Raw genomic sequence first — 13,294 nt, 5'->3', positions numbered from 1 at the left:
GTGACGACCCCGAAAAGCCGGAGTTCGCTGTTCCGCACCAAATCGGTGGAGCAGTCGATCCGCGACACCGACGAACCCGGCGCGAAACTCCGCAAAGACCTGACCGCGTGGGACCTCGGAATCTTCGGTGTCGCCGTCGTGATCGGTGCCGGTATCTTCACCCTCACCGCCCGGACCGCGGGCAATGTCGCGGGTCCGTCGGTATCGCTGGCGTTCGTATTCGCCGCCATCGCCTGCGGACTCACCGCCCTGTGCTATGCGGAATTCGCTTCGACCGTGCCGGTGGCCGGTAGTGCCTATACGTTCTCCTACGCGACCTTCGGCGAACTCGCCGCGTGGATCATCGGCTGGGATCTGCTACTGGAGTTCGCGCTCGCGGCAGCGGTGGTGTCCAAGGGATGGTCGCAGTATCTCGGTCAGGTGTTCGATCACGGCGCCGCGGTCGTCCATATCGCCGGGGTGACCTTCGATTGGGGTGCGGTACTGCTGATCGCGATCCTGACCACGCTGCTCGCTCTCGGCACCAAACTGTCCTCGCGCGTTTCGGCGGTGGCCGTGGCGATCAAAATCGGGGTCATCCTGCTGGTGATCGTCGTCGGCCTGACATTCTTCGATTCCGCCAACCTGACCCCCTTCATCCCGGAAGCGGTACCCGGCGAGGAAGGGCAGGGGCTCACCCAGTCGCTGTTCTCCTGGGTCACCGGCGGCGGTAACAGCAGCTTCGGCTGGTACGGCCTGCTCGCGGCGGCCAGCCTGGTCTTCTTCGCGTTCATCGGCTTCGACGTGGTCGCGACGGCCGCCGAGGAAACGAAGAACCCGCAGCGGGATCTGCCGCGGGGAATCATCGGATCGCTGATCGTGGTAACCGTGCTGTACGTGGCCGTGACGGTGGTGCTGACCGGGATGGTGCCCTACACCGAACTCGCCGGCGATAACGCCACTCTCGCCACCGCCTTCGAAGTCCACGGCGCCACCTGGGCGCACCGGATCATCTCCATCGGCGCGCTGGCCGGTTTGACCACTGTCGTCATGGTGATGCTGCTCGGTCAGACCCGGGTCCTGTTCGCCATGTCCCGGGACGGTCTCACCCCGCGCTGGTTCGCCAAGACCGGGTCGCGCGGCACGCCCGTGCGGATCACGGTGACCGTCGGCGTGGTGTGCGCGATCCTGGCCGGTCTCGTCGATTTCGGCACGCTCGAGGAAATGGTCAATATCGGTACCCTGTTCGCGTTCCTGCTGGTCTCGATCGGCGTAGTGGTGCTGCGCCGCACCCGCCCGGATCTGCCGCGCGGTTTCCGGGTTCCGTTCGTGCCGCTGGTGCCGATCCTGGCGGTGCTGGCCTGCCTGTGGCTGATGGTGAATCTTTCCGTGGAAACCTGGCTGCGTTTCGTAGTCTGGATGCTGCTCGGTTTGGTGATGTACTTCGCATACGGCCGACGGCATTCGCTGCTCGGCAAGTCTGCTTCCGAACAGAGGTGATGGCGATGCGTCTACCGTGGCGGTGGTTCCGGCGCCGGGACGAACCGAATGTCTACGAACCACGGCTGTCCGATGCCTCGGGCACCGAGCTGGTGGTGGAGTGGATCGATGCGGTCACCACCGGCCTGGCCACGGCCCCTCCCGGCCCGCCCGAGGCGGCTCCGGCCCGGGTCTGCGACGGTATGTTCACGGCCGCGACGATCGTCGCGGTACTCATCGACAAGATCGCCGACCGCACCGAGTACCGGGTGGCGAATAATCGCTGTATGGCCTCGGCGGTGGATTTCATGAAGGTGCTCGGCGAGGACACGCTGCGCCGCTACCGCATCGACGGGGTGCAGCCGGTGGGCTGGGAGAATCTGGGCCCGGATATGGACGAAACGCTGATCGCCCGCCGGCTGGGCCGGCTGGGCGAGGCGCTGCAACTGGCCCTCCTGGCCGTGACCACGGATTACGACCTGCCCGACGAGGTCCGCGAGGCGGCGGAGGAATCGGGTTTGCTAGCGGCGGACGTACTGGTGGAGGCATGCCAGGCTATTCAGACAGATCCCACTATGTGACTCACATGCGCCGGGTATTCCGGTACGGGTGTACGAGTCGGTAGTGTGTGGTCCGCACGCCCCCATAGCCCAATTGGCAGAGGCAGCGGACTTAAAATCCGCCAAGTGTGGGTTCGAGTCCCACTGGGGGCACGGCTATGCCGCAGGTAGATCGGTGTTTCCTGCGGCAGAAGCGGTGCCGGACCCCTGTTCGGTCCGCAGAGAGTCCGCGGCAGCGATGCATCGAGTCGGCTACCGGGTCGAGATTGCCGGGGAGACGAGTGTTCTTCCCGGCCGGTCGTCATGGCTGTGGCGTGGATTCGGGGCGCTTCTTGTACACCCCGCGGCCTACCTGTAGATACGCGAGGCGGTCGGCCGCGCGGGTGCTGAAACGCCGGACGATATCGAAGACGTGGGCGTCCTTGCCGATGACGACCCGGCCCTTGCCCTTCATCGTCGTGTCGACCATCCGGCGCGCGACGTTCTCGGGTTTCGCCGCGAACCCCTCGGCCAGCTTCTCCGGCGCGCCCATCTGCTGGGAAACCTTGCGTACGAGCTCGGTCCACACCGTCCCGGGCAGCACCGTGGTGACGGTGACATTCGAGCTGCCGCGCAAGTCCTGTTCCATCCCGTAACTGAACAGCGCGAGTGCGGCCTTCGACGCGCCGTACACCGCCGAACCCGGGAACGGGGCGATCGCCGAGAGGCTCGATGTGTTCATGATGACCCCCGCCGGGCGCGTCTCGAGGTGCGGAAGGAAAGCGCGTGACAGCCACACCGCGCCGAAGAAGTTCACGCGCATCAGCGTTTCGATCCGATCGTCGTCGATATCCGTGGTGGTCTGGAGGTTCTGCGGGATTCCCGCGATATTGAACAATCCGTCCACCCGGCCGTGTGCGGCGATCACGGTGGCGGGGAATGCGGCCACGGCGGCGCGGTCGCCGATATCCAGCCGATAGGAGGTGAAACGGTTCGGATCCGAGGCCATGGCAGCGGTGCGGGCGAGAGCCTGCTCGTCGAGGTCGGCGCCGGCCACGGTCGCGCCGCGGCCGATCAACTCCAGCGCGACGCAGCGCCCGATACCGTTTCCGGCTCCGGTGACGACGAAAACATTTCCCGCGACCTGCATGCTCGATCTCCTGTTTGTTGCTGGACAGCTGTCCGAACGTATCAGCAGGATCGTGCACCGGGTGAAGTCATCCCATGCATCGGGCATAGTCGAGGTGTGTCGAACACGAGTGTGCCTCGAATCCATCTGGGTCCCGAACACGAGGCCGTCCTGGCCGGCGGGATCGAACGCGGCGGCGGCGTGCTGGTCCCGCTCGCCGAAGCAGACGCGGTGGTCTGGACGCAGGGTCCGGGTACCTTTCCGGCCCGGCTCCCGGATTCCGTCCGCTGGGTGCAGCTGCCCTATGCCGGTGTCGAACCGTGGCTGGCGGCCGGACTCGTCGACAACCAGCGCGTCTGGACCTCCGCGGCCGGCGCATACGCCGGCACGGTCGCCGAACACGCGACGATGCTGCTGCTCGCCGGAGTGCGCGGCCTCGCCGAACAGGCGCGTGCGACCTCCTGGCGTAAGGGGGAGATCGATGCGCGCGTCGGCACCCTGCACGGCGCGACGGTGGCGATCGTCGGCTGTGGCGGTATCGGCCGCGCGATGATCCCGCTGCTCACCGCGTTCGGCGCGCAGGTTCTGGCAGTGACCCGATCCGGTGTTCCGGTGCCCGGTGCGGCGGAGACGATTCCCGCGAGCCGGACAGCCGAAATATGGTCGCGTGCAGACCACTTCGTTATCGCTGCCCCGGCGACCGCGGATACCGCGCACCTCGTGGACGCGGACACTCTGGCACAGATGAAACCGACAGCGTGGATAGTGAACGTGGCCCGCGGAACCCTGGTCGATACCGAGGCGCTGGTGCCCGCGCTCCGCGACAACACGATCGGCGGTGCCGCGCTCGACGTCACCGATCCGGAACCGCTACCCGCCGATCATCCGCTGTGGACCCTGCCCAACGCGCTGATCACGCCGCATATCGCCAATCCCCCGCTGGGGCTCACCAGGGCTTTGGCAGCCCATGTGACGGCCAACGTCGAGCGTTTCGCGGCCGGAGACAAGCTGCTCGCGGTGATCGACACGGAGCGCGGCTACTGAAATTATCGGCCGGTCCGTGGCCCTCCAAGGCATGACGATATGAGGCGCCCAGCAGCGGTCGAACGCCCACCCCGGAATACCGGGAACGATCCAGCGCCTCGGCCCGGGCGGTGCCACCGTTCGGTGTACCGCCGCAGACCGGAAGCGGGCGCTTCGGTGAGTGTCGGGTCGCGCCGCGGGCCACGCCCTGTGCGGCGGTCGCGGAATGATCGATCGTGGTCGGCGACCGCCCTGCCGGTCCTCCGGCGACATACCTGCCCGATTCGAGTGGGAGCGCGGCCCCGGGCGGGGTAGTTTCTGCCTATGACGGATCCGTCGTACAACTATGGACGGCAGGACCCTTACCGGCAGGGTCACCAACAACAGCCGGGGTACCCGCACCAGCCGGGGTATTCCGAGCCGCCGGGATATGCGGAACCAGCGGGCTACGCGGAACCGGCGGAGCCGAAGATCAATCTGGGCCGGCTGTGGGCAGGCGGGCTCGGCACCGCCGTGGTGGTGGCCTTGGTGATCGTGGTCGCCATCATGCTGGTACGCGGCATCCTGAATATCGCGGTGCTCTCCCCGGAGGGCGCGGGCGCCTACGGTACGGTCTCCACCACCTCGTATGCGATAGCCGGCGCCGCCGCCGCGATCGCCGCCACCGGCCTGCTGAACCTGCTTCTGGCGCTGATGCCCAATCCGCTGCAGTTCTTCTACTGGATCACCGGCTTGGTCACGGCATTGGCGGTGCTGCTGCCGTTCACCCTGGTGGCCGGACTCGACGCCAAGATCGCCACCGCCGCGATCAACCTGATCGCCGGCCTGTGCATCATCACGCTGCTGGGGTCGATCGGGGCGGGCGCGGTCGACCGGCGTCAGCAGTACTGAGCCGGGGCATTCCGCCGGGAGCCCTCGGGTACACCACTGGACGGGCCCGATCGCGACTCCGGTTGCCCGGCGCGGTTCCGGACATCTGATGGTCATGACCGCGTGGACCCCGCGCCCGTGCGGGCCCTGTCCGAAGAAGGCGAGTGCTGCGTGCCCCCGGAGGCAGCGGTATACGCGCAGGTGCGCCTACGTCCGGCCGCTACCGCCGGCCGTTCCACCGGAGGCGAGCCGCGCCGTGACTCGGACCCGGCGGAAATGTAGCCATCGACATCGCGTAAAGGCGGTGGCCCGTCCGAGCCCAGTGCAGGACGCACCCACCGGGTCGGCCTGTACAGCGCCGCCCGCAATTCCGCGGGCGTAGATACTCGGCGACCGGTTGCTCCGGTTCACACGCGGGCGAATGATTCCGCGTGTTCCGCCGGAGCCGGAGCAAGCGGGTCGGGTCGCGGATCCGATTTCCCGGTACGGGGACGGGACCGCCACCAGTGGCGAATGTAGCCGAGTTGCAGCACACCGATACCGATGAGTCCGAGTACGAAGGTGGCGATTCCGAGCGGCATCCCCGGCGGCCGCCACGTGATCTCGAGTTCGGCGTTCTCGGTGCCCGCGGGTATCTCCACCGAGACGAATATGTCGTCGAGGGCCACGTAATCGTGCTCGCGGCCGTCGATCGTGGCCCGGTAGCCCGGCCATGCCAGGCGGGCGAATGTGATCCGTCCACCGTGCGCCGACGAGACCCGCACGGTACTGGTGTTCTCGGTTTCCGAGACCGAGACCGCGTCGACACCGTCGGTGTGCGCGATTCGGCCTTCGGCCGTCGATACCGGGCCGGTATCGCGTTCCAGGACCCAGATCCATTTATCGTTCGGCGGGTAGTCCACCCAGTGCCAGCCCGGCGGGGGCGGATTATCGCGGGCATCCGGGTACACCAGCCGCATCAGGGTGATCCGATCGACTTTCATCAGGTCGACCAGTGGTTCACCGGTCACCGGCTCCGGGGCGAAGATCTTGTCGAAGGCTTCCGGGCAGGTGCTGCCCTCCCAGCGCATACAGGTGCGCTCCGAGAACGCCCGGTGGCCGATGGGGGTGTAGCCGTTGACGTAGTCGAGTCCGAGGTCCGCGGCATAGAGGCCCACGACCAGCGAACTGTAGACGCCGGTGAGATCTTTGGCGTCGCCGGGGAAGATCGAACTGTTGCCGAGTTGCAGGGTGGTGCCGTCGAAGTCCGGGAAGAGCGCCTGGGCCGCGGAGCGGCTTGCAGGCAGGTTCCACGACATCGGATGCGGATAGGAGCTGTCCACCTGGTAGTACGCGATCGGGGCGATGGTGGCCAATAACGCCGCGCAGGCCGCGGTCCGGCCCCATTTCGCGAACACCAGCCCGACCACGATGCCCAGAGCCACAACGACCGCGGCGGCCCCGATATGCGTCCAGATGCGGTTGCTCGGGGCCGCGGACACCGACCGCACCAGCAGGATCAGCACCAGCAGTCCGGCCACCCCACCGCGCGTCCGCCAGTTCGTGAGGGTCGCATGGCGACTCAGCAGAACACAGCACAGTACGAGCAAGGCCAGGGCGAGCATCGGCAGTACCCGCGCCGGCCACCGCAGCGGACCGAAGGCGGCCGGGCCCGCTGTCCACATCAGCGCGATACCGGCGAAGATCACCGCCCCGGCGGACTCCCGCAATGTCTGCCCGGCGGCCTTCCAATCGATGAATGCCAGTGCCGGAAGCAGGAACCAGGCGATATAGACGATCGGCATCGGCTGGATCAGGCCGAACCACGAGTTGAACGACGGAAGTGTGCTGGGCAGGCTCGCATTCAGCGATTCCGACCACGGTACGGTCATGAAACCGTCGTTGTGGATCGCCTCGTCGGCGGTCCGCCAGGTCACGTCGGCCGAAAGCAATGGGGGCAGGTAGGTCATGAGGCCCGCCGCTCCGGCGTATCCGGCGGCCAGCAGTAGCCGCACCGACGGCCACGGCCTGCGCTGATACACCCACTCCCCGGCAGCGACGGCGACGATCATGAGTGCGGATTCCACACCGGGCCAGACGTATCCGAGGGTGATCGCGAAGAACAGGAATACGAACACCGGGATCGGCCCGCCGCGGCCGCGTGCGTAGTGCACCCCGGAAGCCCAAGCGTGCGTGAGCCATGCCGTACCGGCGAGACCGAGCACCCAGCTCGCCTGGTCCAGGAACAGCAACCATCCCGAGAAACAGAATGCGACACCCGCCACCGCCGCCCATGCCGGGTGCGCCCGGTACGCCAGGCACACCCGGAACACACCGAGTGCGAGAACGATCGAATACGCGAGCTTTACCAGGGTGGCCAGGACGACCAGGTTGTCGAACGACGGCGCCAGTAGCGCGACGAGCAACTGCGGCGGGTTGAAAACACTGGCCTGGCCTTCTACCAGGAAGTTCCCGGCCATCCACTGCTCCGGTGCGATACCCGGGAAATTCCCTTCGCGCAGGCGCCGTCCGACGTCCAGCCAAAGGGGAACGTACTGGGCTTCGGTGTCGTCGGTGTAGAAGTGCCGCGGATTGGCGAGCAGTACCGCGGCATACCCGGCGAGCACCCCGAGGGTGGTCATGGCGGCCCAGAACAACGTCGTCTTTCGTTCAGCACGCACACCGAAGTCAGGCACGGTTCAGTGACATTACAGGCGGCACGGCGATGAAAGTGTTGTGGGTCTCATTTGATACTGGCGGCTATCGAAGTGCGCGCAGGCCGCCGCCGGACCACGAGCGGCGACCACAGCGCCGGCAGTATCGGACCGAGGCTATTGCGCTGCCCGTACCCTGACCAGTTGCTTGCCGAGGTTCGAACCGTCGAACAGCCGTTGCAGTGCGGCCGGCGCATTTTCCAGGCCGTCGACGATGTCCTCGGCCCAGCGCAGATCGCCCGTGGAAACCCAGCCCGCCAACCGGTTCAGTGCCGCCGGGAACATCGCGGCGTGATCGAAGAACAGAAAACCCTCCATACGGGCGCGCCGGAAGGCCAGCTGCATATAGTTCGCCGGCCCGGTTCCGTAACCCTCGGCGGTATAACCGGAGGAAATGGAGCCGCACAGGGCGACCCGGGCGTGCACGGCCAGATTGTCGAGTGCCCGTTCCAGCAGAACACCGCCGATATTGTCGAATACCGCGGTGAGACCGTCCGGCGCGAAATCGCGTAATCCGGCCCGGACGTCGTCGGTGCGGTAGTTCAGGCATGCGTCGAACCGTGCGGTCTCGCGTACCCAGTCGGTCTTCCGGTCCGATCCCACGGTACCGATCACTCGCGCGCCGGCCAGCCGCGCGATCTGCCCGGCGAGCGAACCGACACTTCCGGCCGCCCCGGTGACCAGCACCGCGTCCGATTCGGCAACCCGCAGGATCTCGGCTACACCGATGTAGGCGGTGAGTCCGCTGACCCCGAAAACTGTCAGCGTATGACGGGGTTCGATACCCGGCGGCACCGGATTGACGCCGAACAGGCCGCCCGTGCGCGCGATCGCGTACTCCTGCCAGCCGAGTTCGCCGTAGACCCACTGGCCTTCCGGTAGCTCCGGATTGCGCGATTCGATCACCCGGCCCACTCCGCTGCCGCGCATCACGGCACCGATATCGACCGGCTGGATGTAGGTCGGTCCGGAGTTGAGCCAGGTGCGCTGGGTCGCGTCTATACCGAGCCAGAACACTTCGACCAGTGCCTCGCCGTCGGCCGGGACCGGCCGGGGAACGGTCTCGGTGGCGAAGGTGGTGGCGGTGATCGCGGCGGCAGGCCGGTCCCGCAGGATTATCCGGCGGCAGGTTTGGACGGGCACCGGCCAGTCTTACCAGCAGTGGTGGTTCTTGCCGAACGATTTTCCGACGAAACCTCTCGATGTGCGGATATGTCGCGCCGGAGGGGTTGGATTCACGGTGATCGCAACCGGTGTCACGGCGGTATGCGCGTCGTAGCCTCGGATCTCCGGTCCAGGTTCGGGAGCACACCGTCATGATCAAGTTACTTGTTTTCACCCTTGTGGGTATCGGCGCGCAAATCGTCGACGGGACGCTCGGGATGGCCTTCGGCGTCACCGCGACGACCCTGCTCGTTCTCAGCGGTACCGGGGCCGCACATGCGAGCGCGGCGGTGCATTTCGCGGAGGTCGCGACCACGCTGGCCTCGGGAATCTCACACTGGCGGTTCGGCAATGTCGACTGGAAGATGGTGCTGCGACTGGGGGTGCCCGGCGGTATCGGCGCATTCCTCGGCGCGACCGTGCTCTCCCGGATCTCGACCGAGGCCGCCGAGCCGGTGACGGCGGGAATCCTGCTGGCCATCGGCGTTTTCCTGATCGTCCGGTTCTCGTCCCGGCCGCCGCTGGAAATCGCGGCTTCGGAGAAGGCCGCGCATTCGGCGAAGTTCCTGACCCCGCTCGGGTTGTTCGGCGGTTTCATCGACGCCAGCGGCGGGGGCGGCTGGGGACCGGTCACCACCAGCACGCTGCTGACCACCGGCCGGTCCGCGCCTCGCCGGGTGATCGGTACGGTGAGCACCTCGGAGTTCATCGTCTCGGCGTCGGCCAGTGCGGGATTCCTGCTCGGACTCGGCTCGGACTTCTTCGACAATCTGCTGATCATCGCCGGCCTGGCGCTGGGCGGTGTGCTGGCGGCACCACTGGCGGCATGGCTGGTGAGCCGGGTGGCTCCGGCGGTGCTCGGCACCGGCGTCGGCGGTGTGCTGGTGCTGACGAACGCGCGCACGCTGTTCAAAACTTTCGATATCGAGGGGGCGCCACGCACAGTCGCCTACGTGGTGATCGCGCTGGTGGCGGTTGCGCTCACCGGGTATGCGTGGCGGAAATCCCGGGCGGCCCGGGCCGCGGAGCCCGCGTTCGGCGATACCGCCGGTGCCGGCGGCGAGGCCGATCCCGCGGACGGTGACGCCGAGCCGGCGCGGACCACTGCCCGGGCCGGCGGTGACGAAGAAATGCCTCGATCGGTGAAGGCGCCGGTCAGATAGGACGCTATTGGCTACTTGGCTCGGCCGCGACTCAGCGGTTCGTCAGCGCCTGGTCGTCCGAGGTCGAGTCGCTGGTGGTCTTGCGGACCCGGCCGGGGGCCCAGGCGCCCAGGACGAACGCCATCACCACGGTCAGGACCCCGAGGGCCAGCGAGGCCTGCTGTGCTCCGTGCACGAAGGCTTCCTTGGCGAAATCCGCCAGCGGCGCGGCGACCGGCCCGGCCTGTTCGGTGACCTCCAGTGCCGCAGCGAGTGAATCGCCGACCGGGCCGCGGGCCTGTTCGGGCAGGCCGGGCAGGGCCGGCGCGATCCGGTCGGTGTAGCCGACGGCCAGGATGCTGCCGGAGACCGCGATCCCGATGGCCGCACCGACCTCACGGGACGCGTCGTTGACCGCCGACGCCACCCCGTGCTTTTCCGGCGGTGTGCCATTGATGATGGCGGCGGTCGCGGGGGCGGTGCACAGGCCGAGACCGGTGCTGAGGATCAGCAGCGGCCACAGGACATCGATATAGGTGCTGTCCACGGTGGTCCGGGAGACCAGGATCAGCGCGGTGCCGACGCACAGTAGTCCGACGAGTGTCGGCAGGCGCAGGCCGAAACGTTCGGCCAGCCGGGGCGCGAAGACCGAGATACCGATGAGCGGTGCGATCATCGGCGCCATCGCCAGCGCCGACATGAGCGGTGAATAGCCGAAGATCAACTGCATGTACTGGACGAACAGCAGGAAGTAGCCGAACGCCACCAGGAACTGCACCCCCACGCTCACCGCGCCGCTGCCGAAACCACGGTCGGCGAACAGCCGGACATCCAGCAGCGGATGCGGAACCCGCAGTTCCACCGTCGCGAAACCCACAGCGGCGAGGATTCCGCCGCCGAACAGGCCGAGGACCACGGGATCGGACCAGCCGCGCACCGGGGCCTCGATAGCGCCGACCACGACCGCTCCGACAGCGAGGGAAGAGGTGATCCCGCCCCAGAAGTCCAGCGGTGGACGGAGTTCGTCCACCGATTCGGGCACGGTGCAACCGGCGATCGCGAGGACGACGCCGGCGATGGTCATCGCGAGGAAGATCGCCTGCCACGACCACACCTGAAGCAGGAGGCCGGAGCCGAGAATGCCGATGACGGCGCCGCCGCTGACCACACCGGCCCACAGCCCTACCGCGACCCCGCGTTTCTCGGCGGGAAAACCACCGGTCAGCAGCGACAGCGTGGACGGCATGACCAGCGCCGCACCGATTCCGGCGACCGCGCGGGAACCGATGATCCAGGTGGGCGCGTCCAGGAACAGCGGTATGGCCGATGCGATCGCGAAAATACCCAGTCCGAGCACCATCATGATCCGGCGGCCGAAGCGGTCACCGAATGCGCCGGAGAACAACACCAGGCAGGCCAGGGCGAGGGTGTAGCCGTCGACCACCCAGGTGAGTTGCTGCTGGCTCGCTCCGGTATCTGCGGCGATCTCCGGCAGCGCCGTATACAGCGCGGCCATCGCGGCGATGACCAGTGCGACGGCCAGCGAGGACAGCGTCAGCAGCCAGATGTGTGCCCGGGACAAGCGCGTATTCGCGGACGTCATGGTCACCTCTCGACGGGCGGAAACGAGCATTGCTTCTTCGATGATCAGAGCACAGCCGCCGGTAACCGCATTCGGTGATCTCTGTCACGATGGTGTTCGGGCAGGTCATCGTGCCGGTCCGCGAACGCTGGACCGAAGGGCGGCCCGGGGCCGGGAGTGGCCGGGCCGGCACGTCCTCGGCCCGGCCCGGCGCGGCTCGCGTGGCTACCCTGGGAACGGTGAAGGCAGATTCCGCGCTCCTGGTCCCGGTCGCCGCCCAGCTGGACGACATCACCTCCGTCGGCCCGGAAGCAGACCCGGCCGGCGCGGGCCTGGATCCCGCGGACGTCGACGCGATCTGGGCGTCGGTACGCGACTGGTACCGGCTGGGCGGAACACCCGCGATCCAGGTGTGCCTGCGCCGTAACGGGAAGGTCGTGCTGAACCGGGCGATCGGCCACGGCTGGGGTAACGCCCCAGGCGACGGCCCGGATACCGAGCGCGTTGCGGTGACCACGGAATCGCCGTTCTGCGGTTTCTCCACCGCGAAGGGTGTTTCCGCGGCAGTGATCTACCTGCTCATCGAACAGGGGATGTTCGGCTACGACGACCGGGTCAGCGATTACATCCCCGAATTCGCGGCGAACGGTAAGGCCGCGATCACCATCGGTCAGGTGCTCGCCCATTCCGCCGGGGTGCCGTTCGTGGCCCCGCCGTTCCGCGGCCACGAAATGACCTTCGACGAAGACCTCTGCCTCCGCGGGCTGACCGCGCTGAAACCCAGCTACCCGCCCGGCCGATTTCGCGTATATCACGCTCTCACCAGCGGTTTGATCCTGCGTCTGCTGGTGCAGCGGGCCACCGGCAAACGGATCCGAGACCATCTGGCCGAGCATGTGCTGAACCCGCTGGGGTTCCGCTGGACGAACCTCGGCGTCCGGCCCGAGGAAGTGGACGCGGTGGTGCCGAGCGTCAAGACCGGGCCGCCGCCGTCGCGTATCGCCTCGTTCGTCGCCGGTAAAGCGCTCGGCGGCGGATTCGCGAAGGATGCGGTGAACCGCGAGTCCAACCGTGCGTTCCTGACCGCGGAGCTGCCGTCGGGCAACCTGGTGACCACCGCCGCCGAACTCGCGCGTTTCTACGAGATCCTGGCGCGGGGCGGGGAACTCGACGGAGTCCGGGTGCTGCGCCCGGAAACCGTGCGCGAGATGGTGCGGCCGGCGCCGCGAGTGCCCGGTGTCGCCGGGCGGGTGAGCCGCGGCGGCTACGAATTGGGTGGCCGGCGTTCGAAATTCGGCCGCGACACCACAGCGCATTTCGGGCGCAGCGGGTTCACCACCCAGTACGGCTGGGCCGACCCGGAACGCGGTCTCGCCGGCGGGATACTGACCAGTGGTAAATCGTCGGTCGACGGGAACCGGCCGTGGCAGCTCGTAGCGCAGATCTCCGCGGCGTGCCCGCCGGTGCCGCCGGCTCAGCGAGTTTTCGACCTCTGAAGACCACGGCGCGCCGGCCACCTCTGCTCGGCCGGCCCCTCGGCTGTGTCTGCGCAGACCGTGCCGGCCCGGCAGAGTTTGCTGGTGGTGTCTGCTCAGCCGGGTTCGGCGGCGATGTCGGCCCGAGCGGGTCCGCCGGCCGTATCTGACCGGCGGTCTGCCTTGCCAGGGGTGTCTGTGCTCCATGAGCCCTGGCTC

General features: G+C 67.5%; 10 protein-coding genes and 1 tRNA gene. 7 read left to right on the top strand and 4 right to left on the bottom strand.

Features of this window, described 5'->3' with window-relative positions; all coding sequences use genetic code 11:
- The 3 genes from IU448_RS09880 to IU448_RS09870 all read left to right on the top strand — a co-directional run bounded on the left by IU448_RS09880 (position 1) and on the right by IU448_RS09870 (position 2,171).
- Positions 1-1,479, top strand: a complete 1,479-nt coding sequence (locus tag IU448_RS09880) for an amino acid permease (RefSeq protein WP_195055299.1) — start codon at positions 1-3, stop codon at positions 1,477-1,479.
- Between the two features lie 5 nt (positions 1,480-1,484).
- Positions 1,485-2,039, top strand: a complete 555-nt coding sequence (locus tag IU448_RS09875) for a hypothetical protein (RefSeq protein ID WP_228812580.1) — start codon at positions 1,485-1,487, stop codon at positions 2,037-2,039.
- A 58-nt stretch (positions 2,040-2,097) separates the two neighbouring features.
- Positions 2,098-2,171: transfer RNA gene (locus IU448_RS09870), tRNA-Leu, on the top strand.
- A 148-nt stretch (positions 2,172-2,319) separates the two neighbouring features.
- Here IU448_RS09870 and IU448_RS09865 read toward each other — a convergent pair.
- Positions 2,320-3,147 (bottom strand): SDR family NAD(P)-dependent oxidoreductase, encoded by an 828-nt coding sequence (locus IU448_RS09865; RefSeq protein ID WP_195055297.1) that lies wholly within the window; start codon positions 3,145-3,147, stop codon positions 2,320-2,322.
- A 96-nt stretch (positions 3,148-3,243) separates the two neighbouring features.
- Between IU448_RS09865 and IU448_RS09860 the strand changes: the two genes are divergently transcribed.
- Both IU448_RS09860 and IU448_RS09855 read left to right on the top strand, forming a co-directional pair.
- Positions 3,244-4,170, top strand: coding sequence for a D-isomer specific 2-hydroxyacid dehydrogenase family protein (locus IU448_RS09860; protein ID WP_195055296.1), 927 nt, complete (start codon positions 3,244-3,246; stop codon positions 4,168-4,170).
- 303 nt (positions 4,171-4,473) lie between these two features.
- Complete coding sequence (locus IU448_RS09855; protein WP_195055295.1) at positions 4,474-5,040, top strand: DUF6069 family protein; 567 nt, start codon at positions 4,474-4,476, stop codon at positions 5,038-5,040.
- Positions 5,041-5,426: 386 nt separating this feature from the next.
- Here IU448_RS09855 and IU448_RS09850 read toward each other — a convergent pair whose 3' ends face one another.
- Together IU448_RS09850 and IU448_RS09845 are read right to left on the bottom strand one after the other, a co-directional pair.
- A complete protein-coding gene (locus IU448_RS09850; protein WP_195055294.1) occupies positions 5,427-7,679 on the bottom strand; it encodes a hypothetical protein in 2,253 nt (750 codons plus the stop codon).
- A gap of 150 nt (positions 7,680-7,829) precedes the next feature.
- Positions 7,830-8,855, bottom strand: coding sequence for an NADP-dependent oxidoreductase (locus IU448_RS09845; RefSeq protein WP_195055293.1), 1,026 nt, complete (start codon positions 8,853-8,855; stop codon positions 7,830-7,832).
- A 173-nt stretch (positions 8,856-9,028) separates the two neighbouring features.
- Here IU448_RS09845 and IU448_RS09840 point away from each other — a divergent pair, with 173 nt between their 5' ends.
- On the top strand, positions 9,029-10,039 hold the full coding sequence (locus tag IU448_RS09840) for a sulfite exporter TauE/SafE family protein (protein ID WP_195055292.1): 1,011 nt from the start codon (positions 9,029-9,031) through the stop codon (positions 10,037-10,039).
- A gap of 31 nt (positions 10,040-10,070) precedes the next feature.
- Here IU448_RS09840 and IU448_RS09835 read toward each other — a convergent pair whose 3' ends face one another.
- Positions 10,071-11,621, bottom strand: a complete 1,551-nt coding sequence (locus IU448_RS09835) for an MFS transporter (protein WP_195055291.1) — start codon at positions 11,619-11,621, stop codon at positions 10,071-10,073.
- Between the two features lie 74 nt (positions 11,622-11,695).
- Between IU448_RS09835 and IU448_RS09830 the strand changes: the two genes are divergently transcribed.
- Complete coding sequence (locus IU448_RS09830) at positions 11,696-13,096, top strand: serine hydrolase (RefSeq protein ID WP_324188556.1); 1,401 nt, start codon at positions 11,696-11,698, stop codon at positions 13,094-13,096.
- Positions 13,097-13,294: the final 198 nt, after the last annotated feature.

Source organism: Nocardia flavorosea, assembly GCF_015477805.1.
Taxonomy (GTDB): domain Bacteria; phylum Actinomycetota; class Actinomycetes; order Mycobacteriales; family Mycobacteriaceae; genus Nocardia; species Nocardia flavorosea_A.
This window is presented reverse-complemented; position numbering and strand designations above follow the sequence as displayed.